Raw genomic sequence first — 24021 nt, forward strand, 5'->3', positions numbered from 1 at the left:
TTCACTGCTTTTTTGTCTGCAATCAAACTCCGGGTTCCCACCTCTTTCTCATACCTCGTACACCTCTTAATTGTTTAAGTGGCATATTTAGTGCTATTGTATCCTCACTGGAGTTAATCAAAATTTCTTCCTTAAGAGCATCGACGGTCATGGGTTTACCTTCGTCGCTTTCGGTGGGACAGTCTAACTGCATGGCGCTCGCGATAAAGAATTTCTTAAGAGAACCCTTATAGGTGGCGATCGCACAACGATATTCACCAAACAACTCGTCATAGAGATTCTGAGCAAATTCATTCGTACCCGTTCCGTTTCACCGAGGACTAAAATAGAGTTACCAGCACGTACTCTTTTACAGCTCTGCTAAAGTAGCTATTGAGACTTTTCAGATATCCTCTTACCCTCAGAATCTTTCTCTGGGCTGTCATTTTTTAAATGTTGATAGTTAGTTTGGAAAAGGCGATCGCTATAGCAGTGAAACAGGTTAAGCAACCACTCAGATATACGAGATTAAAAGAAAAATTAGAATGTAATAATTAGGAGCAATCTCGTCATGGTAGATTATTGCTGCCGTACTATCACCAAATTACTAAATTAATCCAGGTCCTTTGTGTCGCCAGTCGTGTTCCATTGTTAATTTACCTTCTTCATCTTCCGACAACTCTTGGAGTTCACGACGACGTTTAGCCTTAAGTTCGAGCTCTTTTTCTCTTAAATCCCCAGATTTGTTGATATAAGCTTCTGTTTCAACTGCATAGTTATTAATGAGCCCTTCTTGGTCGATAGTGTAGCCATCTCGGTTGTGGAGATGTTCTTTATCGGCAGGATCGTCATGGTTAACGTGACCGAAATGTTTGCCTTCTCTCTTCGCCCTGGCTACTGATTCTGATGGGACAATATGCGGATCGTAGTGAGGAATATTGGAATTAGAATCATTTTTAGTTTTCATAGCTTCCTCCTTGCTTATGAGCAATAAAATGAGGTTACTTAATCTTATTCTAACTCTCATTTCCTCTCAAAGAATTAAAAGGATGAAAGATGCAGGAGAATTAGTTCACCGTAATTTATCGCTAAATAAGAGCAAAATTTTTTTTAATCTTTACACGTCTCTATCCATACGGAATCACCTTGGCAAATAGTTCCTCCTTGTATGACCGACAGTCGAATTCCTGCATTAACATTGTTGTGCTGAGCAGCCGTTCTCAAAATATTCAAATCTTGTGGTAGCTCGGCTTGTGCTAGCGTAGTCACAACACATCGAGGGCAGAGTGTATCAATTTTTAGACTAACTGAATCTCCAATGGTGAGAATTTGCCCAACCCAATTATTCTCGACAAATTCTGCTTGCTTTGATTGAGTATCGATGAGAAGGTTAGGACGAAAGCGACAGCGCTCGAACTTACCAGCAGGATAAAGTTCTTGTAAGCGATCGAGAGTAGCTGTGGTGATAGCGTGAATCGGACAGGAATCGAAGAAAGTTCCTGGGGGCATAAATAATTGAGTCAAGGTATCTTGGTGAGCAGTACCTTCTACATCGGGCCAGTATTGGTCGAGACTGGGAGTTTCAGGAACGGTAGCCAGAAATTGCACCTTTCGCTCAATCCATTGAGATAGTATGGTATCGATCTCGGCTTGTTCGCTGGTAACAGTAGAACCGTTGGGTAGAGAAATACGGACTGAAGGCGTAGGTCGGTCGAACTGAGGAGTTTGCTCTAAAGTTGCGTGACACTTAAGTAGAGATGACCATTGCTTGGGATTTTTAGCACTGGCAATTCGGCTGGTTTTTTCATCCCATAAAGCATAAGCGCGATCGCCTAATAACCCCTGTGTTGCAATATCTGACGAGTCTAACTCTTCTCCCTGCATAGATTTAACTGGATAACGCCATAAGGATTTAAGATTGCCAACAAATGTGCGCTCCATAAATAATGCTTCCGATTCTACGCTTCTACGATAATTGAGCTAAATTTATCATGAGAACTTAATACCAAAGGTAGCAAGACTTACGAATCTTCCTTCATGGTGTAATTAGTATTCATTGACTTCCACAAAATCACTAAATGATCCCAAACTTATTGTTTTATTTTGTTTTTAGTAGTGGAGTACTTCGCGGTGGTTGTCTCAGCTGACTTGCTTGCTCGAAAGCATATGCTAATTTGATTAACGTCGGTTCGCTCCAAGGTCTACCGACAAATTCCATGCCAACAGGTACGCCTATGGGTGCAGTATCAGTTGGAGTAGAAAATCCAGCAGGTACTACCATTGACGGAAATCCTGTTGATGAAGTTAAAATTCCTTGCCGTTCTATTAATAGTGTCTAAAATTAAACAAAACACTATAATAGATGCAGTTTAATTGCTACTCCTCTTGTCGATACCACTCAATCGAACTAGGTTTAGTTCCAAACCGTTTCACCGAACCGTGCATGTTTATAAACGGACTAACTCCTGCTGTTTCGGGAAACAACCGCATTAAAAAAAAGTCTAAAGTAGTAAGCTTGAGATGTCCCTGAAATACTGCAATCGTTCCAAAACGCACCCCCGTTTGCTTTTGCTCTTCTAAAATTGCTTTAACGTCACCTTCTTGTAATAATGCTGCTCTACGCAAATAGTATCCCAATTTATGTTTGGTTCCCTCATTGGGTAACTTTCGCCAATCAATAGCAAAAAAATCAACTGTTTCGCGTTTGATCCAGCCATGTAACGCTAGTATTTCACCTAAAAGCAAATCGGGGTTGGCTTGCTGCTCTTGTAAAGCACGTTTAACCTGAGAGCTAGAAATCAATCCAGCTTCAACGAGTAACTCACCTAATTTTTGTGTATGGTTGCTGAGATCGTCTGGCATAAAAACAAATTTGATAACTTCAAAAAAACAAAAATATTTTGTTATTTTTTAAAATGGCTTTTTAGTACGGCTTCGTGTTTTATTTCATATTCCATTTTAAGCGCAGCGATCGGCAACAGCAATAGTACTTACCTAAATATAAATTAAAGCTTTCGCGCTACTATAGTTCGATGACGAGGACTATTAGTGGTTATAGTAAGTGTAGTAAAACTTTCTTCAGCGATCGCTCGTTCTAGATCTAAAGCAAAGTATTGGTCTAGATAGGGTTCGGTGCTTTTGAGCAAAGTCAAAATATAAGGCGGCATCGCTTGATAGATTGGCGAACTGGGGTTCATATCCATAATTGTTAGATATCCACCCGAACGCAACAAACGCCTTGCTTCACTAATGATAGCTTTAGCTGCGCTTTGAGGTAGTTCGTGAAACATTAAACAAGCAGAAACCAAATCGAAGGAAGCATCAGGTAAACCTGTAGACTCTGCTGCTGCATGAAGCCAGCTAATATTTTGTCCTGTTTGTTGCGATCGATACTTAGCCACTGCTAAAAAATATGGTGAAAGATCTACTCCCGTAACTTTGGCTTGGGGAAAGACTTCTTGGAGAGCAAAAGAACTCAGTCCTACGCTACAGCCAAAATCGAGAATTGCTTTAGGTTCTATTTCTAACTGCTGTCGCACCAAATCGTGATAGCTCTGACGTAGCATTAAATCGCCTCGAACATCTCCCTCTGACCAAATTTTGGCATGAACTGCCAGAGCCGCAGATTCTACTTCCCATGCTGCTTCCCAATTAAGATTGCCTCGTTCGTAGGCATGAAAAGAAGTAGTGTAATAGTCAGGATAATCAAGTTGGGGATTCGCTACCGCCTTAAAATCTGCATCCCAATTGCGATTGCTTAATTGCCTTACATTATCTCGCCAGGGTACGCCAATAGTCTCTGCCCGTTCTATCATCATATTTCTGGCTCGATTTTTAGCAAAGTTAGCCAGAGGTTTAATTGCTAAAATACCGTTTACCAGACGAGATGCCAGTCGCGCTCGTGGAGAAAATTTAGCTGCTTGTGACTGAGAGTCGCTCGATTTTAAGTTAGTAGAAGTAGCAGTCATTGACGCAATTAAATATAAAGTAACTTTAAGCTCGCTTTTAAATGTCTTAAAGGAATTTATATCATGTATTCCGCACTAAATTAGTTACCGTTTGTTTGAATATTTCTATTTGTTCGGCGTTAGGCTGTGTTTTCTGCCAAACTTGTCTTTGCATCAGGCGATCGCACCAAGCTTTGATTCGGGGAGTTGTATCTAATTCGTAACCCAGTTTAGAAATTAGAATTACGCCATTTGCCGCTACTATATCTCCTAAAGACAGGCGATTGCCACCAAAATAAGGCTCATCTGCTAATAGTTCGGCAAATAAATTCAATACTCGCTCTAGCTTGCGCTTTGCCCGTTTTAGCTTAGGCGAATCTGGCTTTTCTACAATCAGGGGAATTACCTGAGAACCTAGTTCGTTAGTCGTTACCATTTCTACCATACGCACTATGGCTAATCTTTGCGTGTTTTTTGGTAATAATGCAGGTTCGGGATATTTATGTTCGAGATAATCTAAAATTGCTAACGATTCTAAGACGCGAAAATTATTATCGACAATTACGGGTACGTGGTGAAAAGGGTTTAATTGCAGAAATTCTGGTTTGAACTGTTCTCCGTCTTTGAGATTGACAACAACGGGTTCAAAGGGAATTTCTTTTTCTAACAAAGCAATCCAGACGCGACGAGCTAGAGGTGATAGGGGATGATAGTAAAATTGCAGCATGATAATTTTAGGGAACAGGGAACAGAAAATCAGGAATAACTAAAAGCTAAAGTTTGATAATTTTTCGGGGTTTTAATTTCCTGTATAGGCGTTTCTCAGTGGTTCTGGAACTGCTAAGGGACGCATAGTATTAAGATCTTTGAAAAAGCCAGTCTGTGTCGCAGTTACTACCAACCTTTCTTCTAAATAAATTTCGGCTTGAAGAGTACAGCGAACGCGACTTAATTTTGACATCCACATCCTGGCTATTGGGCGATCGCCTAATCGTAAAGACTGTTTATACTCAATTTGAGTTGAAGTAATAATCGGACAGTAACCTTGCCTTAGCAGTTTGTCTAAAGGTAAATAAGTTTCCAGTATTTTAAGTCGTAAGTCTTCTAACCAGCGAATGTAAACGATATTGCTGACAATTCCTGCAAAGTCGATATCGTAAGTCTGAATGGGTAGAGCTAGTTCTATTTCTAAGGTCTTAGTCATAGTTTGAGATAGTGACATTTATTTTCAAAGACCGATCGGTCTTTTTGTTGATAAAAAAATATGCTGTTAGAGATTTTGTTGAAGATAAACCTGTAAATGACAAATGGCTCTTTCTAAGTGAATGCCATCTCGCTCTAGTTTACTCATCATAATTGCTCCTTCTAAGGTAGAAATGATTACCGTAGCCACTACATCGGGTTCGATATGCGATCGCACTTCGCCTTTTTTGATTCCTTTAACGACAATATTGACGATTAAGCTGCGCCAAGAGTTTAAAGCTTGTAAGGCGCGATCGCGCAATGGAGAGTCAGTATCGTCGGTTTCTATTGCCGTATTTAGGATCGGACATCCTCCTGCGATCGGCGGACAGTCAATATAATCTAAATAGCTAGATACCATCGCCTGCAATCTTTCTACAGCGTTAGTTTTAGTTCTTACTGCCTGCCAGATTTTTTGACTCATTAGACTGTAAGCATAATTAAAAGCTTCCAAAGCTAAATCCTCTTTACTAGAAAAATGATTGTAAATTCCTCCTTTTTTTAAGCCAGTCGCCTGCATGATATCGGCAATAGACGAACCTGCATAACCTTTTTGGTTAAACAATTCCGCCGCCTGTCGCACAATTCTACTTTTAGTTGCCTCAGCTTTAGACATATAACAAAAATCAAAAATCAAAACTAAGATGCTTAACTTATAGAGCTTCCAGACGTTCGGCGAAGCTCAGTCGAGCCGTAATTCGAGGTATCTTAATTCTTCTGTCCACTGCTATAATTGATGACATCATTTTTAAGACCGATCGGTCTTAAAAAAAGAATATCTCAAAGCCAATTTTTTGTCTAGGCGACTTTTCAAATATTTTGCGTACTGACAAGATTGTTTGCTGTAGCGCGATCGCCAAAATATCATTAAACCTAAGCCAAGGTAGAGAAATCATCAAACGCAATATCGTTAGCATTCACCCCAACTAAAGAAACTAGCTGTTCTCCAGTATCTGCAACTTCAATTACAGTATTACCATTGCTCGTACTAACTTTAAGTTGTTCGTATTCCAAATCATCGGCTAAAACCAGGGAATCTTTACCATCTTGAAAATCAAAAACCGTGTCTGTTCCTTCTTCTTCTCTCAGCACAAATCGGTCGGCACCAATACTGCCAAACAAGCCGTCACTACCCGCACCACCATCGAGTATGTCGTTTCCAACATCGCCATCGAGTAGCACATCATCGCCGTCATTACCCCGCAGTACATCATTTCCAGAAAGACCAAGTAATATATCTTTTCCACCTTGACCGTTAATAACATCATCGGAGTTTTCAAAACCCTGAATTGTATTATCTCGGTTGTTAAGAAAAGTAACCGTATTGCGTTTAAAAATTCTATTGCGAAGTTGTTTAGCATTAAAGACATCAAAACTATCTTGGATTTGCTGGTGACCATCAAAAAGAATATTACCTAGACCAGAAGGAAGATTATCTAGGTTTTCAAGGTCAAAGTCAGACAAAATAAGCTTGGTATCTTTTACTCCTTCAAAAGTAAGTTCGAGAGCTTGTTTATTCTGAGTAAGAATGAGGTTCTCAACAGTTAGTCCTTCACCAGAAAACTGAATGGTATCAACTCGATCGATAACTTTTTGAGGCGGGTTGATTCCTTTACCTACACCACCAAAATCGGTAATAATGTCAGTGCCTTCTCCTGCGGTAATGACAAAGCGATCTTGTCCGCTGCCGCCTGTGAGATTGTCGTTGCCTTGCTGTCCGTCAATCTGGTCGTCACCAGAACCCCCATCGATGGTATCATTACCTGCCAAACCGTTAATCGTATCGTTATCAAGTGTTCCAACAAGCAGGTCATTGCCAAAAGTTGCTCGAACAGGTTCGGTTTCAAAGCCAAACACTACATAGCTTTCTCCTGCATTTTCATTGCCATTAGGATCGCCGCCATATGCTCCAATAATTAGATCATCAGTGCCATCGTTATTGACATCTCCTGCGCCACTGACTGAGATACCTAAAAAATCGGAAGAATCAGTGCCGTTAATAACGAACCCATTGCTGCCGTTGAGCGTCGATAAGTCCAAACTTGACTCGAAGCCTTTACTGCTACCAAATAATACATAACTTTTGCCATTACTGCTAATGCCCTGGGATCTGGCGAGAAATGCCCCAATAACAACATCATCAATACCATCGGCGTTAACATCCCCCGCACTGCTTACCGAACGCCCCAAACGATCGACTTCATTAATACCGTTAATGACAAAGCCATTACTGCCGTCGAGTGCCGCTAAGTCTAAACTAGGCTCAAATCCGCTCTCCCTGCCAAACACTACATAACTTGCTCCTGCGCCATAAATGTTATTGGGAGAGGCATCTTGTGCTCCAATAATAATGTCATTAATGCCGTCGCCATTGACATCTCCTGCGCTGCTTACAGAGTATCCTAGAGAGTCATACTCATTAATACCGTTAATTACAAAGCCGTTGCTACCGTCAAGTGCCGACAAGTCTAAACCAGGAGCAAATTCACTTTCACTGCCAAACACCACATAGCTTTCTCCAGCATTATTATTGTCATTAGGATCGCCACCAACAGCCCCAATAATAATGTCATCAATGCCGTCGCCATTAACATCTCCCGCGCTACTTACAGAGCGACCCAAACTATCATTAGAATCGATGCCGTTGATGACAAAGCCTTTGCTACCATCAAGTGCTGCTAACTCCAAACTAGGAGCAAATTCACTTTCACTGCCAAACACTACATAGCTTTCTCCAGCATTATTACTGCCATTAGGATCGCCACCACCTGCCCCAACAATGACATCATCAATACCATCACCGTTAACATCTCCTGCACCGCTTACAGAAAATCCTAAAGAATCGTTAGGATCGATGCCGTTAATGACAAAGCCATTGCTACCGTCTAGTGTTGACAAGTCCAAACTAGAATTAAATCCACTCTGACTGCCAAACACCACATAACTTTCTCCTGCATTTGCACTCGCATTAAAAGCTCCAATAATGATGTCATCGATGCCATCGCTGTTAACATCTCCTGCACTACTGACGGAAAACCCCGAAACATCGCCAGGAGCGATACCGTTAATGACAAAGCCATTGCTGCCGTCTAGTGCCGACAAGTTTAAACCAGGCTCAAAACTACTAGTGCTGCCAAACACCACATAGCTTTTTCCAGCAACGCCAGCTTCAGCTGCCCCAATGATAATGTCATTAATACCGTCACCATTGATATCCCCTGCGTCGCTTACAGAGATGCCCGAATAGTCGTCAGGATTGATGCCGTTAATTACAAAGCCGTTACTACCGTCGAGGTCTGTGAGATTGAAAGATGCTATGGTCATAATAAGTTTTCGCTAAAAGCGATCGCGTGTATGTAATCGCGCCTATGTAAGTTCAATAACTACCACAATGAATATACATATAAACTGTAGTCATGTGAAGCCAGAAAAACAGTTAATTTAAGCTAGTAAATTTTTTTAGATTAAAGATAGCCTGTCCTCAGACAAAAGCGATCGCAGATAAAATAAATAACATGACCGAAATCGCACCAATTATTGCCCAAGAATTTTCGATTCCTCTAACTAATATTGAGAATGCTATACAACTTTGGCAGGAAGGCGGAACGATACCGTTTATTGCTCGCTATCGTAAAGAAAGAACGGGTTCGCTGGATGAAATTCAGTTAAGAGATATCTTTGAACGCTATACCTATCTAGATGAATTAAACAAACGTAAAGAAACAATACTTGAAGCGATCGCGTCGCAGAATAAACTAACCAAAGAGCTACAGTCTAAAATTGAAGCCTGTCTCAACAAAACCGAGTTAGAAGATCTATATTTACCCTACAAACCCAAACGGCGTACTAAAGCTACTGCGGCGAGAGAAAAAGGTTTAGAGCCTTTAGCGGAGTGGATTGAGTCGGTAAATGAGTCTGGTGCAAAAGCAAATTTAATTAAAGAAGCCGAGAAATATCTTAATCCAGAGCAAAGTGTAACTACAGCAGAAGAAGCCTTAAACGGTGCAGCAGATATTTTGGCAGAGTTAGTTGCAGAAAAGGCAAAAATCAGAGCTTATTTACGGGAATATCTATTAAAAAACGGCATTTTTACTGCCAGCATTAAAGACGACTATCCTGAAGGCAGCACCAAATACGAAATGTATCGCAACTATCGCTACAGCGTTAGCAAGATTCCGCCTCACAATATTTTGGCACTATATCGCGGTGAAGCAGAAGGGATGTTAAATGTCGATATTGCTTTTGAAGAGTCAGAAGTGATGTCTTATTTAGAACGTCAGGTAATCAAAACTAAAGTTAGCGAAGTGAGAGACTTCTATCGGGTAATGCTAAAGGATGCTTTTAGCCGTTTGCTCAAACCCTCTCTAGTTAGAGAAATAAGAAGCGATCGCCAAAATTATGCCGACATCGAATCGATTCAAACCTTTGAAGCTAACCTACGTAACTTATTGCTCGCACCACCTGCAGGAATGAAACCAACTCTGGCGATCGATCCTGGTTTTCGCACTGGTTGTAAAGTTGCTGTGCTATCGGATACAGGCAAATTTATAGAGAACAAAACTATTTATCCTCATTCGGGAGAGAAACAAAAGCAAGAAGCAGAAAAAATATCACGGGAATTAATAAATAAATATCAAATTAAACTAATTGCTATTGGTAACGGTACTGCTTCGAGAGAAACCGATCGCTTTATCGGCGATGTTTTAAAAACAATTAATCCCAAACCAATAAAAGTAATCGTCAATGAATCTGGTGCTTCTATTTACTCTGCTAGTGATGTGGCAAGAATGGAATTTCCCGAACTAGATCTTACTGTCAGGGGTGCAATTAGTATCGGTAGAAGATTGCAAGATCCACTTGCCGAATTAGTAAAAATCGATCCCAAATCAATTGGCGTGGGACAGTACCAGCACGATGTCAACCAAAAGCTGCTCAAACAAAAGCTGGAAGAAACCGTAGAAAGCTGCGTTAACTATGTAGGAGTAGATTTAAATACCGCATCTTCTGAGTTGTTGACCTACGTATCGGGAATTAGTAACGCGATCGCTAATAATATCGTCAGCTATCGTAACGAAAGTGGTGCATTTAAAAATCGTCGCCAACTACTGAAAGTTGCCAAGCTAGGCAAGAAAACTTACGAACAAGCAGCAGGTTTTTTACGAATACGAGATGGGGAAAATCCTTTAGACAATACCGCAGTACATCCCGAAAGTTATGGCGTAGTTAAAGAAATGGCGGCAGCATTAAAAGTTCCCTTAGCTGAAATTACTAAAGTAAGCGATCGCCTCAAGTCTTTAGATTTAAAGCAGTTTGTTACCGAAAATACGGGACTGCCAACTTTACAGGATGCGATCGCCGAACTGGCAAAACCTGGCAGAGATCCCAGAGAGCAATTTCAATACGCTACCTTTTCTGAAGGCATTAACGAAATTAGCGATCTTACAGAAGGTATGATCTTAGAGGGAGTAGTAACTAATGTGGTTAATTTTGGTGCGTTTGTAGACGTTGGCGTACACCAAGATGGTTTGATCCATATCTCACAAATGAGCGATCGCTTTGTCTCCGATCCCAACGAAATTGTCAAAGTGGGAGAAATAGTAAAAGTCAAAGTTTTAGAAGTCAACCAAAAGTTAAAACGGATAGGCTTATCACTTAAAGTTTAAAAATGTTTATAGAGGCAGAAAACCAAAACAGCTAACAGCTAAAGGCTTATCGCTTAAAATTTAAAGCATTTTTTCAAGAAACTGACAGGCGCGATCGCATTCTGGATTAGTAAAAAACTTGTCAGGCGGTGAATCCTCTGCCAGTCGCCCTTTATCGAGAAATAAAATACGATTAGCTACTTCCCGCGCAAAGCCCATTTCATGAGTTACAACTGCCATTGTGATTCCAGTTTTGGCTAAATTTTGCATTGCCTCAAGCACTTCTTTAACCGTTTCTGGGTCGAGAGCAGAAGTAGGTTCGTCAAACAACATCACCTCTGGTTCCATTGCTAGGGCACGGGCGATCGCCACTCGCTGTTTTTGTCCTCCCGATAGCTTTGCTGGATAAGTATCTGCCTTCTCTGGCAGCCCTACCTGTGTTAGCAATTCTATTGCCTTTTCTCGTGCCTTTTCTGCAATGACATTTTTAACTTTAATTGGTGCATAAGTTACATTTTCTAAAACTGTCATGTGGGGAAACAAGTTGAAATGTTGAAATACCATTCCCACCTTTTGCCGCAATTTTAGTATGTCGGTTTTAGCTTTCGTAATATCCGTTCCCTCAATATAAATCTTTCCAGATGTTGGAGTTTCTAATAAATTTAGGCAGCGTAAAAATGTTGACTTTCCCGAACCCGAAGGACCGATGATAGCAACCACTTCTCCTTTGCCAACTTTAGTAGATATCTCATGAAGAACTTGCAAATTGCCAAAGGATTTGGATAAATTTTCGACTCTAACTGCTTCTTTGTAATCTTTGTTCGAGTGCATACCCCCCCCAGGTTAAGAACATAACCATCACGTAATAAACCGCTCCAGCAAATAGTAGCGGTTCAAAATATATATACTTTTCTGCTCCTACAATCTGAGCGCGACGCAATAGATCTGCAACACCAATAGTAGATACCAAAGCCGAGTCTTTAAGTAAAGCAATACTTTCATTTACCAGTGCTGGTAAGATATTTTTTATTGCCTGGGGCAGAATAATATCTAGCATCATTGGTTTGTAAGGAACTCCCAGCGATAGCGCGGCTTCTCTCTGTCCTTTATCTACAGCAAGGATACCACCGCGAATCGTCTCAGAAATATAAGCACCTGAATTTAGGGTAAATGTAATCACCCCTGCTAGCAGGGCGGGAATATCATAGCCAGTTAGCTGTGGGGTAGCGTAGTAAACGAGCGCGATTTGTAATAAAAGTGGCGTACCGCGAAACACAGACGTATAGGCGTTAGCCAACCAAGTTAGAGGCTTAATGTTAGAAATTTTGAATAAAGAGAGAATCGTTCCCCAGATAAATCCAAATAAAGCCGAAAGAGCCGTAAATAGTAGCGTCGTTCCCAGACCTTTTAAAATAAACGGAATACTTGGTGCAATTCGAGCAAACGATAAAATACTATTGTTGGCTGGTTCTTCTGCTTGTGTCGTCGTTTCCTTTCCGTCGCCAAACCACTTGTTAATCAAGCTTTCTAGTTTCCCGCTTTTTTTCATCTCTTGGATAACGCGGTTAAAATCATCAATGAAAGGAAAATCTTTAGGAAAGGCAATAGCAGAACCAGCTTCTTCGGTGTTAGGAATTGTCTTAAATTCTAAATCGGAGTTAGCAGCCACAAAGCCTTTGGCGATGGTATCTTCAATAATGGCGGCATCAACTCGACCTGCTTTCACCTCTTGAATGATTTCACTGGTTTTGTTTAGGGACTTAGTTTGCATCCCTTCTACTTCTTCGGTCATGGTTTTTGCTGCTTCTTCTTGAGTAGAACCAAGCTGTACGCCGACCGTTTTACCTGCTAAATCTTCGGGTTTAGTTAGTTTGCTTTCTTTTTTTGCAACAATTGTGTTTTTAGCCTCGTAGTAAATTTCTGAAAAGTCTACGTTCTTTTTGCGCTCTTCGGTTGGGGTCATGCCTGCCATCGCAAAGTTAGCTCGACCCGATTGCAAAGCAGGAATAATCCCGTTAAAGTCTGTATCGACGATCTCTAACTCAAACCCCAATCGATCGGCAATATAGTTGGCAATATCTATATCAAAGCCAATAATTTCATTACCAGAGGCGGTATCTCTAAACTCGTAGGGAGGATAGTCCGCCGAAGTAACCATTTGCATTTGTGTCGGGATTTTTTCTGCCGACTGTGCTGCAATCCGCTCGGTTGTTCCCTGGATAAAGCCGATCGATAGCACTGTTATCAAAGATACAATTGCTAGTATTACTCTACTTTTTTTCCTTAGCAGTATTTTCACCACAGCATCGATCTAATGTTTATTTTATTAGGGGCTAAAACGCGATCGCTTTTTTAAATGTGCATAATTGCGGACAATTTTTGGTTGTAACTTTCGGCGAATGTAACGGATATGCCATCATCATACTTGAGTAACCAGTGATAAAAGTATCCGTTTTATCAAAGCGATCGCTATTGTAAATTAACGCATCGTTACAAATTCCTCTGCCGAACTAGGATGAATACCTACAGTAGCATCAAAATTAGCTTTAGTTGCTCCCATTTTAACGGCGATCGCTACACCCTGAATGATTTCTGCCGCACCATCTCCTACCATGTGCGCTCCCAATACTTTATCGGTGTTGGTATCGACAATTAATTTCATCAAAGTTTTTTCCTGAATGTTGGGAATAGTGTAATACATCGGACGAAACTTACTGCGATAGATTTTAATCGCATCGCCATATTTATCTCTTGCTTCGGCTTCAGTCAAACCAACTGTCGCTGCTTCTGGATCGGAGAATACGGCAGTAGGAATATTTTCATAAGACATCTGGCGAGATTGTCCACCAAAATGCGTATCGGCAAAAGCTCTACCTTCCTGAATAGCTACAGGTGTAAGATTGATGCGATCTGTACAGTCCCCTACTGCATAAATATGTTTTTCTGCGGTTTGATTGTAAGCATCGATCGCCACTGCACCATTGACTACTTCTACCTGGGTATTTTCTAATCCTAAGTCAGCGATGTTAGGTATGCGACCCGTTGCGGCAAGACTTACTACATCAGTAGCTATAGTTTCTTCTTTTTCGCCATGTATTTTGAGGTTAATTCCGTCTTCGCCCTCTTCAAGGGCAATTTTGGGTTTATTAGTTAAAATGCGAATGCCGTGTCTCTGCATCGCCTCCTGAATTTCCGAGCGCAAATCGTCATCAAAACCTCTAAGAATTTTATCGCTGCGAATAACTTGGGTTACTTCGGTTCCCATGCCGTTAAGTATGCAGGCAAACTCTACCCCAATATAGCCACCGCCGATAATCACCATACGCTTAGGCTGTTCTTTAAGGTGAAAAATATCGTCAGAAGTAATGGCGCGATCGATACCAGGAATGGTGTCGGGTTTGACAGGATGACCGCCAACGGCAATTAAAATCTTATCGGCAGTGACTTTTTCATCGCCGATCGCAATGGTATGAGAATCGACAAATTTACCGCGACTCTCAAACACTTTGACATTAGAATTATCTAACATCCGCTGATAAATGCCGTTGAGTCTATTTACCTCATTATTTACTGCCGTTATCATTTTTTCCCAGTTAAAGCTGGTTTCACCTACACTCCAGCCATAGCCCTGGGATTCATTAAAGTAATCGCTAAAATGAGCGGCATAGACCATTAACTTTTTGGGAACGCAACCACGATTGACACAAGTTCCACCAAGGCGATCGTATTCGGCAATTCCTACTTTAGCTCCATATTGAGCGGCACGTCTGGCAGTAGCTATACCTCCAGAGCCCGCACCAATAACAAATAAATCGAAATCATAACTCATTTTTGTAATATCTCCTGAGTGAAAATAGTTAATTTAACGGACAAATTATTTAAAGAAATCAAAAATTAGTAAGAACTGACTGAGCCGTAGTAATAAGCAGCAGCTTAATATATTTCTTGTCTATTAAAGTGATTAATCTTCTTTTCTATAGATTATGAAATATTTATCTTTTGCTTATATGTATTATGAAAATCTTTCTTGGGCTTCAAAAAGCTTATCTATATTTACTATTTTAGCTACAATTCTTAGTTTGCCAATTGCTCACAAGGTGGGATTTTCAGTTTTCCGAATCTGTAAATCTAAGTGATGTTACAATTGCCGATGTCGATTCTGATACACAGTATATAGATGCAGTTGCAGTTGAGGGTTTTACTTGCGCCACTTCAGGAACTATTGGTACGGAAATAGTACCTATTTTTGTTAATCTGGGAAGTGAATTAGAAGCTTCTAGCGTTAATTTGTCGGGTAGAGGGAGCCTGGACTTTGTGACCAATGGCGTAAAAAATGGCGTACAAATGGTCAGACTAGCTATGCTTCAAATCAAACAAATATTACTTTTGCCGAACCAGTTAATTCTTTTTCTCTACATTTATTCAATAATTCAGAATTTAATATCACTGGCGAACACGGTGTTGCTATAAAAAATAAAAGCTATCAAATAACAGTAGAACAAGTTCCTTTTGAATTTAGACACATTCCAGGTTTGTTACTTCCAGCAATGAGTTTATTAGGAGTACATTGCCTTCGTAAAAAATAGTTTTGGGTAAATTGTTTGAAGAACAAAAAATAAGTATTGTAGAGTAAATATAAAATTTAGAAATCATCAAACTATTTATATTTTCATATTTACTCTACTTTTAATCCTTAACCGAACAATAAGTGCTTACTTCGCCCCATAGTAAAAAGCAATTTCTTTGTCTTTTAGAGGAGGAAATTCGGCATCAGATAGCATCCGATCTAATTCCTCCTGAGAAATGTGCTTGGCACCAATCCTAACAATGCGCGATCGCATGGTATTAGTTACCCCACTCCTCTGTCTTCCAGCTTCTAAAGCCATTACTTGGTTATAGAGCTTGAGTTTTTCGGAAGGAATAGGGGAACCGTTAAGATCTACGCCACGTGCAATTGCCGCATCTACTTCATCTGCGCCTTTTGTTTCTGCCATAACTGTTACTATTTTAATTACTGTAGCCAATTATTGCAGATTATCGCTGGTGTCTACTTAACCAAGTGAGCTTCTAAGAACCAGAGACGCTTATCAATTGTCCGCGAAATCTCCGTATACAAGTCGGCAGTATCTGCATCGCCCATTTCATCGGTAGTATCGATCGCTTTACGTAAATGTTCGGCATAGGCTGCATAGCGATCGGCCAAAGCAGTAACGTGTTCGACACCGCTAACTGCATCGAGGTCGTATTCGGGTAAAATTGATTCTGAAGCAGCAATACGCGCCGTTCCCATTGCGGTTCCAGCTAGAGCAGTTACTCTTTCAGCTACCATATCTGTGTATTCTTCTAGCTCGGTTGCCATTTCGTCAAACAGTTCGTGTAGCTGGTAAAAGTCCATACCTTTGACATTCCAGTGTGCCTGTTTGGTTTGAGTTTTCAAGTCTAAAGTGGCAGCAAGTGTTTGATTTAATAGTTGAGTAACTTGAAGACGCAGTTCTTCTCCCAGATCGATTCTGGAGGGATAGAGTTTGGTTTTTTCTACTGTAGAAACCATAGGTTTTGTTCTCCTTTGTGTTTGATTGAAAATTTAATACTTAGTTCAATTAGCCAAAAGCAATATCCAAAAACATCATGGCGACAAACCCGCCAATAATTCCTAAAGCACCTTCTCGGGCAATACTTTCGCGGTCAATTTCTGGAATGATTTCACCGACAATTACAAATAACATCGCTCCTGCAGCGATTGCCATTGCCCAAGGTAAACTCGATTGACCGAAACTAACAATACTCGCACCAAATACACCACCCACTGGTTCGACTAAACCCGTCAATACTGAAATTCCCAAAGCAAAAGAGGTCGAATATTTTAATTCTTTTAAGGCTAGAGCAACTACCAATCCTTCAGGCATATTTTGTAATCCAATTCCGATCGCTAATGGCAGTCCATGACTGATATCTCCATTGCCAAAACCCACTCCTACAGCCAATCCTTCGGGAAAGTTGTGGATCGTAATTGCTAGAACGAATAACCAAAGGCGTTGAAAACTTTCAGTAACTTTGCCTTCTTGACCGCGAACAAAGTGTTCGTGGGGAAAATTATCGTGTAGCAACCACAAAAGTACCCCGCCGATAACGATCCCGATACTAATAATCGAGGCTGCTTGTTGTTGCGAATAACCGAGGGCAAGTGCCGCTTCGGTACCAGGAACAATTAATGAAAAGGCTGTTGCGGATAGCATTACTCCACCACCTACTCCTAGTAATATTCCTTGCCATTGTTGTTTGAGATTGGTAGTGAATAAAATTGGTAGAGCGCCAACTGCCGTACCCATTCCAGCAATTAAGCTAGCTAGAAAACCCAGATAAATTGTTCCCATAATGTCCGTATCGTATGGGGACACACTCTAAAAAATAAGCGTCCCCAAATTGTTTAAAAATCCGAAGTTATTTTCCTTCTCCTTTTAAGTATTGCAGCATAGTGTCGGCATCGGAAACTTCAAAAGGATCGGTAGGACAGTTATCGCCAAAATCTGGTTCGATAAACATCTGCTTAATTTTCATGTCGTCTACTAACATCGAGTAACGCCAGGAACGCAACCCAAAACCAAGATTGTCTTTGTTGACTAGCATCCCCATTTTGCGAGTAAACTCACCACTACCATCGGGAAGTAGAAAAACTTTTTCGGCTCCTTGAGCTTTGCCCCACTGGAACATAACAAAAGCATCATTGACCGAAAGACAGATGACTTCGTCTACACCTTGAGCTTTAATTTCGTCGTATAGTTCTTCGTATTTAGGCAAATGAGTAGAAGAACAGGTTGGAGTAAAAGCACCAGGGAGGGCAAATAAAACTATTTTTTTGCCTTTGAAGATATCTTCTGTGGTTAAATCTTGCCAGCGATAGGGATTCGGTCCTTCTACAGATTCGTCGCGGACTCTAGTTTTAAAGACTACGTTTGGTACTAAATCTCTCATAGTTGATAATTGTTTATTACTTATCTCGTACTCATTATGAGTTTTACTAAAATAAATCATACTCATAATGACTATGAGTTGTCAAGTAAAATCGAATATTAATTTTAAATTTTATTAATTTTTTGATGAAACAGTGCGAAATTACGATTATAGGTTGTGGCGTAGTCGGTGCGGCGATCGCCTACGAACTGAGTTCGATTGAAAATCTGCAAATAACGGTAATTGACAAAAATCCACCCGCAACTGGTGCGACCAAAGCGGCTTTGGGAGTGCTTATGGGAGCAATTAGCCGTAAAACCAAAGGGCGGGCATGGCGGTTACGAGAAACTAGTTTAAATAGATATCAGTCTTTAATTCCCGAACTAGAAGCGAGAACGGGGCTAAATATCGCCGTCAATCACCAAGGTATATTCAAGCTCTTATTTGCAGGCGATCGCCTGGATAAGTGGCAGGAGTTACAAGCGTTAAGAAAATCGCAAGGTTGGCAGTTAGAACTCGGCGATCGCGATTATGTAAAGCGACAATGTCCTCATTTAGTTAATGACAGCATTATTGGGGCAGTATACTCTCCTCAAGATAAGCAAATAAACCCCGTTCGACTAACTCAAGCATTGGTTGCAGCAGCAAGGCAAAATGGCGTAAATTTTTGCTTTAAAGTGGAATGTGAAAGTTTTATTACTGCTAAAGAAAATAATTTATTAACTTGTAAGTACCTAGAAACTAGTGCGGGAACAATAAGAACAGACTACTTAATAGTTGCTGCGGGACTTGGTTCGACAACTCTAACAGCTTCTTTACAGCAAGAAATTAATATTCGTCCCGTATTAGGACAGGCAATAAAATTACAGCTAGATAAGTATTTGGGTAGAGAAGACTTTCAGCCCGTTATTACTGGTAACGACATACATATAGTACCGTTAGGCAACAGTGAATACTGGCTCGGTGCGACGGTAGAGTTTCCTACAGAAATGGCAGAACCAATTGCCGATGCTCAAATGCTAGAAGAACTTATAGCTGGCGCGATCGCTTTTTGTCCTACTTTAACCAACGCCAAGATTTTAGAAGCTTGGTCTGGCAAACGTCCGCGTCCTGAAGGCAGATCTGCTCCAGTTATCGACAAATTAACAGGATACAATAACGTATTGCTTGCTACAGGACACTATCGAAACGGGGTATTACTAGCTCCTGCAACGGCTTTAGAAATAAAGCAAATGTTGAATGTATGAGCAATGAGCAATGAGCAAACTCGCGCGTTCCCTTGCTAGGGCAGACCCAACCAAGATTGATGATTGGTGCAAAAGGTCAATTGCTGAAAGAGTGACGATTTAAAAAACTTTTTCTAAGATTGAGTAGATAGTTAATAGTTAATAAACTGTAGTTTTCGTTAAAAACACTTAAGTATAGATGTTATTCAAACTGCAAAAGTAAATCTATCGTATTTTTTTAACTCACAAATTGTTAAAAATCAAATAGAAAAAGCAAAAAAATGATTCGTAAATATAGCATATTTATTCAATGGTGTGAAAAAGATAATTGTTTTGTGGTAACATTTCCCGAATGGGGCGAACTTTGCCACACTTATGGCGATACCTATGAAGAAGCACTGAAAAATGCTAGAGAAGTTTTAGAAATGATGATTCAATCATCTGTAGCAGAAGGAATGCCTCTACCAAAAATAAAAACCTTTAATAAGACGAGCGTGGAGAGTCTGGTTTAAAATCTGAGATAAAATAAATATCTTAGTTGCTTTAAAAATGTCAGATTTTATAATACAAGCAACAATAGGCGATCGCTCTTGAGAACTTACTAAGCAAGTTAATCGAGACAGTAAGTAAGCTGGTTGAGTTATGGAGCGATCGCTTTCGATTTAAAATTCTTTATATACAACTACCTTTCGATCTAACTTCCGTAGGATAATAAAAAACCATCGATTTATTTTTATCTCTCAAATCCCAAGCAAATATTCAATTTTTGATAAAAGGAGAAAATATTGGTTAGTACGGCTTCATTTAAAACTGCTAAATCCGAACAAATTTTTACTGCCGCGCAAAAATTAATGCCTGGTGGCGTTAGTTCCCCCGTTCGTGCCTTTAAATCTGTAGGCGGACAGCCCATAGTGTTCGATCGCGTTAAAGGTGCTTATATTTGGGACGTAGACGGTAATAAATATATTGATTATGTGGGAACTTGGGGACCTGCTATTTGCGGTCACGCCCATCCTGAAGTAATTCAAGCCCTCCACGAAGCTTTGGAAAACGGCACTAGTTTTGGCGCGCCTTCAGTGTTAGAAAACGTTTTGGCTGAAATGGTTATTAATGCCGTTCCCAGTATTGACATCGTGCGCTTTGTTAATTCAGGTACCGAAGCCTGTATGTCTGTACTGCGTTTGATGCGAGCTTTTACTGGCAGAGACAAAATTGTCAAATTTGAAGGCTGCTATCACGGTCACGCCGATATGTTTTTAGTCAAAGCTGGTTCTGGTGTAGCAACGTTAGGACTGCCCGATTCTCCTGGCGTACCAAAATCGGCTACTAACAACACTCTAACTGCTCCCTATAATGACCTGGAAGCGGTTAAAAAGTTATTTGAAGAACATGCCGATGAGATTGCGGGAGTAATTTTAGAACCTGTAGTAGGTAACTCAGGCTTTGTAACTCCAGATGGAGGTTTTTTAGAAGGCTTGCGAGAAATTACTCAAGAACACGGTGCTTTATTGGTTTTCGATGAAGTAATGACTGGTTTTCGCATTGCCTATGGTGGTGCCCAAGAAAAATTTGGTGTAACTCCCGACCTAACTACTTTAGGAAAAGTTATTGGCGGTGGTTTGCCCGTCGGTGCTTATGGCGGACGTGCCGACATTATGTCGATGGTGGCACCAGCAGGACCAATGTATCAAGCAGGAACTCTTTCTGGTAATCCTCTGGCAATGACAGCAGGCATTAAAACTTTAGAATTACTCCAGAAGCCTGGAACTTACGAACAGCTAGACCGCATTACTAAAAAACTATCTCAAGGTTTACTCGACGCAGCCAGAGAAGCAGGTCATCAAGTAACTGGCGGCAGCATTAGCGCGATGTTTGGTATGTTCTTTACTGGCGATGAAGTTCACAACTACGATGATGCCAAAAAATCGGATATGAAAAAATTTGCCAGCTTCCATCGCGGAATGTTGGAAAAAGGTATCTATCTCGCTCCTTCGCAATTTGAAGCTGGATTTACTTCTCTAGCTCATACAGAAGAAGACATAGACCAAACTATAGCAGCAGCAAAAGAAGTTCTTGGCAATCTTTAAAGCTGGTTAAGCTTCTAGTTGCGATCGCACCTAAAATAATATCGCAACTAAAAATAATTGCCCATTTTTTCTTAATTGCTGAAAAAATGGGCAATTCTATTGTTATTAATCTGTTGCTAAATCGTATTTATTTCTATGACTTTACAACCCAAACCGATACCGAACCTGCCAAGCAACGAAACTCAGCCCAACCTTCGTCGTTAGTAGTCACTGGTTCGGAAATATGTTCGGTAAGATCGATATAGGTTTGATTCGGCTGACAAACTTCCATCCATTTACTACCGTCTTCGCCATTACTTAAAACTACTGCCATTCCGCCTGGATGTTCCTCACTGCCCAATCTAGTCCAGCCGATACAGTTGGCATGGTCGAAATAATCATACTGTTCGCCAAAAGCATATTCTTTTCTGGCTTCGAGAAACTTGTCAATTAACCATTTGTGACTATCCATCCAGACTTCGTGTTCTTCTCCATCATTACCAGTATCTTTATAATGTGCGCCGTAGTAGTCTGCATAGAAAATACAGGGATAACCACCTTCTCTTAATAAAATTAGAGCGTAAGCTAAGGGTTTAAACCAGCCTTCTACTACAGATTCTAACAATTGTAGGGGTTGAGAGTCATGATTTTCTACCAAAGTAACCGCAAGTGCGGGCTGTTGGGCTACTAAGGTATCGTCGAATATTTGACGTAGATCGTAATCGCTACCAGCTTTACTTGCTTCGCTAAAGTTATAGTGTAAAGGTGCATCGAATAAAGCTACGTCTCCACCAGTTACATCAATAAAATGATGTAAAGCTTCGATATGACTAGACCAGTATTCTCCTACGGCAAATAAAGACTTCCCAGCATGGCGGCGTACGTGATTCAACCATTCGGGGAAAAATCCTGCCTTGACGTGTTTGACAGCATCAAAACGAAAACCGTCAACCTTGGTAGTATCTACATACCATTCACCCCAGTATTTTAGTTCGTCTCTTACTTCGGGATGTTCCATGTCGAGATCGCAACCCATCAAGTAAGCAAAAGAACCGTTTTCTAAATCTACCTGGTCGTCAAATTGTTTATCTTTAAATAAATAAATTGCGTCGGCATCTCCATCATAGGCATTGTAGTCAACCGCATCGAAATGCCACCAATGCCACTCTAAACTAGAGTATTTACCCTGTCTTCCTGGGAAAGTGAAGTGAGTCCATACCTTTACTTTTTGCATATCGCCAATTGGCTGATGGCGGTTGTCGGGACTAACGGGAGTGGCTTCAGCTTCTTCTTCTTTGTCCGCACCCATTTTATGATTTAAGACTACATCGGCATAGACTCTAATGCCTGCTTCTCTAGCTGTGGCGATCGCATTAATGTATTCTTCTTTGGTACCGTATTTAGTTCTTATCGTACCTTTTTGATCGAATTCTCCCAGATCGAACATATCATACACGCCATAACCAACTTCGCAATCGCCACCAACACCTTTATATGCAGGTGGCAACCAGACAGAAGTGATTCCAGCTTTAGCCAAATCGTTAGCATTTTCTGCTAATTCATTCCACAGCTTACCGTTAGGTTCGATGTACCAGTGGAAGTACTGCATCATCACACCATTAAATTCAGACATATCAAACTCCCTCCATTGGAAGCCAAACAGTTATATAAATGAGTAGATTAAATAAATTTTGCTCTCAACAAGACGTGGCGACTTTTAGTATCGTTGGTTTGTTTTTGATTGTTAACTATTGTTAAGTTAAACCCAGCAATTGTAATCATCCTCAAGATATATCTTAAATTTTGTTAAGTTTACTGCGATCGCCTATAGTTATTAACTATTAGGGGATATCAAACGTTTCATAGGAACAACTTCTACTTCCAAATAAATTTCTTTATCGGTCAATTGAGAAAGAGCAACTTTAATGCGATCGATCTGATTTTGGGAAATTGAATTAATAGGTGCGGCGACTTCTATATCTACCTTTAAATAACCTTTTTTAGGTGTGACTGTAACAAAATTAATATCTGCATTATTAAATGTTTCTGTCTCATAAAGAATAAAATCTTCAATTTGATAGCGAACATTCTTTTTGACAATTAATTCTCGCATGGAAATAGTAAGAGGAATACCCAAACAAAACATCACTGCTGTAGACAATGCCAATCCTTTTTTAGCTCGTTCGATGTTGCCATAAGATTGAAACAAAAATACCAAACTGCCAAAAAAGACAATACAGATGAGATTAGTTAAAAATAGCAGCAGCGCACCAAAGGCAATACTGCCCTCTCCTTGCCCCAAACCAATGCCTACTACGCCAAGCGGGGGAACTAAGGCAACGGCAATAGCAACTCCTGGTAACGCACTGGAAATACTGCGACGAGTATTAGCAAAAGCACCCGCAGCACCTGCTGCCATTGCAATACCGAAATCAATCAAAGTTGGCTTAACGCGAGCCATAATTTCTGTATCTACAGTTTCTAGACCGATAATTGAGGTGGCAACCCAGGCAACTGCAATAGTTAGAATAGTTCCTTTGAGTACTGTAAAGCTAGAACGACGCAATAGTTTGCGATTGCCCATTGCGATAGAATATGCCATCCCCACAATCGGTCCCATCAAAGGAGCAATAATCATTGCCCCAATAATTACTGCCGCACTATTAGCCAGCAATCCTAAAGTAGCGATAATGCTCGATAAGCCTAGCATGAAGTGAAAGCTGAATGAAGGGACGGATAAACGCCACAAACTTCTATTTAAACTGACAATGGGAAGCTGCTTTTCTTTTAGCCAATGCCAATTACCATTATCCTGATACCATAGCTTACTTAAATTTAGCTTTCTCTTGATTTTACGCAGAAAATATTTAATTCGGGTAAGATATCGAGGATTGTATGTTAGTAAAATTGTCATAATGGTCGTTTACTAAAAAATTGAATAAGCTAAAAGTAATTAGTAAAATTTAAG

Annotated in this window: 24 protein-coding genes; 6 read left to right on the forward strand and 18 right to left on the reverse strand. The window is 40.4% G+C overall.

From position 1 onward, the window contains the following. Positions 1–22: 22 nt before the first annotated feature. From KV40_RS34775 to KV40_RS07640, 3 genes are all read right to left on the reverse strand, one after another. Entirely contained in the window at positions 23–193 is a 171-nt protein-coding gene (locus KV40_RS34775) for a hypothetical protein (protein ID WP_172657247.1), read from the reverse strand. Positions 194–586: 393 nt separating this feature from the next. Then, positions 587–946: a hypothetical protein gene (locus KV40_RS07635; protein ID WP_052055457.1), complete on the reverse strand. Its 360-nt coding sequence runs from the start codon at positions 944–946 to the stop codon at positions 587–589. A gap of 143 nt (positions 947–1089) precedes the next feature. After that, positions 1090–1920: an MOSC domain-containing protein gene (locus KV40_RS07640; protein ID WP_036479581.1), complete on the reverse strand. Its 831-nt coding sequence runs from the start codon at positions 1918–1920 to the stop codon at positions 1090–1092. A gap of 275 nt (positions 1921–2195) precedes the next feature. Between KV40_RS07640 and KV40_RS36935 the strand changes: the two genes are divergently transcribed. Next, positions 2196–2318 carry a hypothetical protein gene (locus tag KV40_RS36935; protein ID WP_256381111.1) on the forward strand — a complete coding sequence of 41 codons (123 nt, stop codon included), beginning with the start codon at positions 2196–2198 and terminating at the stop codon, positions 2316–2318. Positions 2319–2355: 37 nt separating this feature from the next. Here KV40_RS36935 and KV40_RS07645 read toward each other — a convergent pair whose 3' ends face one another. The 6 genes from KV40_RS07645 to KV40_RS07670 all read right to left on the reverse strand — a co-directional run bounded on the left by KV40_RS07645 (position 2356) and on the right by KV40_RS07670 (position 8492). Next, positions 2356–2841, reverse strand: coding sequence for a hypothetical protein (locus tag KV40_RS07645; protein WP_052055458.1), 486 nt, complete (start codon positions 2839–2841; stop codon positions 2356–2358). 143 nt (positions 2842–2984) lie between these two features. Then, on the reverse strand, positions 2985–3947 hold the full coding sequence (locus tag KV40_RS07650; protein ID WP_052055459.1) for a class I SAM-dependent methyltransferase: 963 nt from the start codon (positions 3945–3947) through the stop codon (positions 2985–2987). A 61-nt stretch (positions 3948–4008) separates the two neighbouring features. Then, on the reverse strand, positions 4009–4653 hold the full coding sequence (locus KV40_RS07655) for a glutathione S-transferase family protein (RefSeq protein WP_036479583.1): 645 nt from the start codon (positions 4651–4653) through the stop codon (positions 4009–4011). 72 nt (positions 4654–4725) lie between these two features. After that, positions 4726–5148, reverse strand: a complete 423-nt coding sequence (locus KV40_RS07660; protein ID WP_036479585.1) for a thioesterase family protein — start codon at positions 5146–5148, stop codon at positions 4726–4728. A 48-nt stretch (positions 5149–5196) separates the two neighbouring features. Next, positions 5197–5784: a TetR/AcrR family transcriptional regulator gene (locus KV40_RS07665; protein WP_036479587.1), complete on the reverse strand. Its 588-nt coding sequence runs from the start codon at positions 5782–5784 to the stop codon at positions 5197–5199. A gap of 257 nt (positions 5785–6041) precedes the next feature. Beyond that, on the reverse strand, positions 6042–8492 hold the full coding sequence (locus KV40_RS07670; RefSeq protein WP_052055460.1) for an FG-GAP repeat protein: 2451 nt from the start codon (positions 8490–8492) through the stop codon (positions 6042–6044). Positions 8493–8683: 191 nt separating this feature from the next. Here KV40_RS07670 and KV40_RS07675 point away from each other — a divergent pair, with 191 nt between their 5' ends. Then, the gene (locus KV40_RS07675; RefSeq protein WP_036479589.1) at positions 8684–10831 is read left to right on the forward strand and encodes a Tex family protein; all 2148 of its coding nucleotides are present in this window, start codon (positions 8684–8686) and stop codon (positions 10829–10831) included. A 60-nt stretch (positions 10832–10891) separates the two neighbouring features. Here KV40_RS07675 and KV40_RS07680 read toward each other — a convergent pair whose 3' ends face one another. The 3 genes from KV40_RS07680 to gor all read right to left on the reverse strand — a co-directional run bounded on the left by KV40_RS07680 (position 10892) and on the right by gor (position 14639). Beyond that, positions 10892–11641 (reverse strand): amino acid ABC transporter ATP-binding protein, encoded by a 750-nt coding sequence (locus tag KV40_RS07680; RefSeq protein WP_036479591.1) that lies wholly within the window; start codon positions 11639–11641, stop codon positions 10892–10894. Continuing rightward, entirely contained in the window at positions 11607–13058 is a 1452-nt protein-coding gene (locus tag KV40_RS36625) for an ABC transporter substrate-binding protein/permease (RefSeq protein WP_371260771.1), read from the reverse strand. The genes KV40_RS07680 and KV40_RS36625 overlap by 35 nt, the downstream gene beginning before the upstream one ends. A 231-nt stretch (positions 13059–13289) precedes the next feature. Further along, positions 13290–14639 carry a glutathione-disulfide reductase gene (gene gor, locus KV40_RS07690; RefSeq protein WP_036479596.1) on the reverse strand — a complete coding sequence of 450 codons (1350 nt, stop codon included), beginning with the start codon at positions 14637–14639 and terminating at the stop codon, positions 13290–13292. Between the two features lie 257 nt (positions 14640–14896). Here gor and KV40_RS07695 point away from each other — a divergent pair, with 257 nt between their 5' ends. Continuing rightward, positions 14897–15280, forward strand: a complete 384-nt coding sequence (locus KV40_RS07695; protein ID WP_036479598.1) for a hypothetical protein — start codon at positions 14897–14899, stop codon at positions 15278–15280. Positions 15281–15522: 242 nt separating this feature from the next. Here KV40_RS07695 and KV40_RS07700 read toward each other — a convergent pair whose 3' ends face one another. The 4 genes from KV40_RS07700 to KV40_RS07715 all read right to left on the reverse strand — a co-directional run bounded on the left by KV40_RS07700 (position 15523) and on the right by KV40_RS07715 (position 17782). Further along, positions 15523–15804 (reverse strand): DUF4090 family protein, encoded by a 282-nt coding sequence (locus KV40_RS07700; protein WP_036480689.1) that lies wholly within the window; start codon positions 15802–15804, stop codon positions 15523–15525. Positions 15805–15857: 53 nt separating this feature from the next. Next, positions 15858–16361, reverse strand: coding sequence for a DNA starvation/stationary phase protection protein Dps (gene dps, locus KV40_RS07705; RefSeq protein WP_036479600.1), 504 nt, complete (start codon positions 16359–16361; stop codon positions 15858–15860). Positions 16362–16410: 49 nt separating this feature from the next. Next, positions 16411–17184 carry a ZIP family metal transporter gene (locus KV40_RS07710; RefSeq protein ID WP_036479602.1) on the reverse strand — a complete coding sequence of 258 codons (774 nt, stop codon included), beginning with the start codon at positions 17182–17184 and terminating at the stop codon, positions 16411–16413. Positions 17185–17251: 67 nt separating this feature from the next. After that, a complete protein-coding gene (locus KV40_RS07715) occupies positions 17252–17782 on the reverse strand; it encodes a peroxiredoxin (protein WP_036479604.1) in 531 nt (176 codons plus the stop codon). A gap of 125 nt (positions 17783–17907) precedes the next feature. On the opposite strand from KV40_RS07715, the gene KV40_RS07720 reads away from it, so the two are divergent. From KV40_RS07720 to hemL, 3 genes are all read left to right on the forward strand, one after another. Beyond that, positions 17908–19008 carry an FAD-binding oxidoreductase gene (locus KV40_RS07720; RefSeq protein WP_036479606.1) on the forward strand — a complete coding sequence of 367 codons (1101 nt, stop codon included), beginning with the start codon at positions 17908–17910 and terminating at the stop codon, positions 19006–19008. 260 nt (positions 19009–19268) lie between these two features. Beyond that, on the forward strand, positions 19269–19499 hold the full coding sequence (locus KV40_RS07725) for a type II toxin-antitoxin system HicB family antitoxin (RefSeq protein ID WP_036479608.1): 231 nt from the start codon (positions 19269–19271) through the stop codon (positions 19497–19499). 273 nt (positions 19500–19772) lie between these two features. Further along, the gene (hemL, locus tag KV40_RS07730) at positions 19773–21074 is read left to right on the forward strand and encodes a glutamate-1-semialdehyde 2,1-aminomutase (RefSeq protein ID WP_036479610.1); all 1302 of its coding nucleotides are present in this window, start codon (positions 19773–19775) and stop codon (positions 21072–21074) included. A gap of 133 nt (positions 21075–21207) precedes the next feature. Here the strand turns inward: hemL and KV40_RS07735 are convergent, their stop codons facing one another. Together KV40_RS07735 and KV40_RS07740 are read right to left on the reverse strand one after the other, a co-directional pair. Then, positions 21208–22686: an alpha-amylase gene (locus KV40_RS07735; RefSeq protein ID WP_036479612.1), complete on the reverse strand. Its 1479-nt coding sequence runs from the start codon at positions 22684–22686 to the stop codon at positions 21208–21210. 201 nt (positions 22687–22887) lie between these two features. Beyond that, positions 22888–23967, reverse strand: coding sequence for a TIGR00341 family protein (locus tag KV40_RS07740; protein ID WP_052055461.1), 1080 nt, complete (start codon positions 23965–23967; stop codon positions 22888–22890). Positions 23968–24021 lie beyond the last annotated feature (54 nt).

This window comes from Myxosarcina sp. GI1 (assembly GCF_000756305.1).
Lineage (GTDB): Bacteria > Cyanobacteriota > Cyanobacteriia > Cyanobacteriales > Xenococcaceae > Myxosarcina.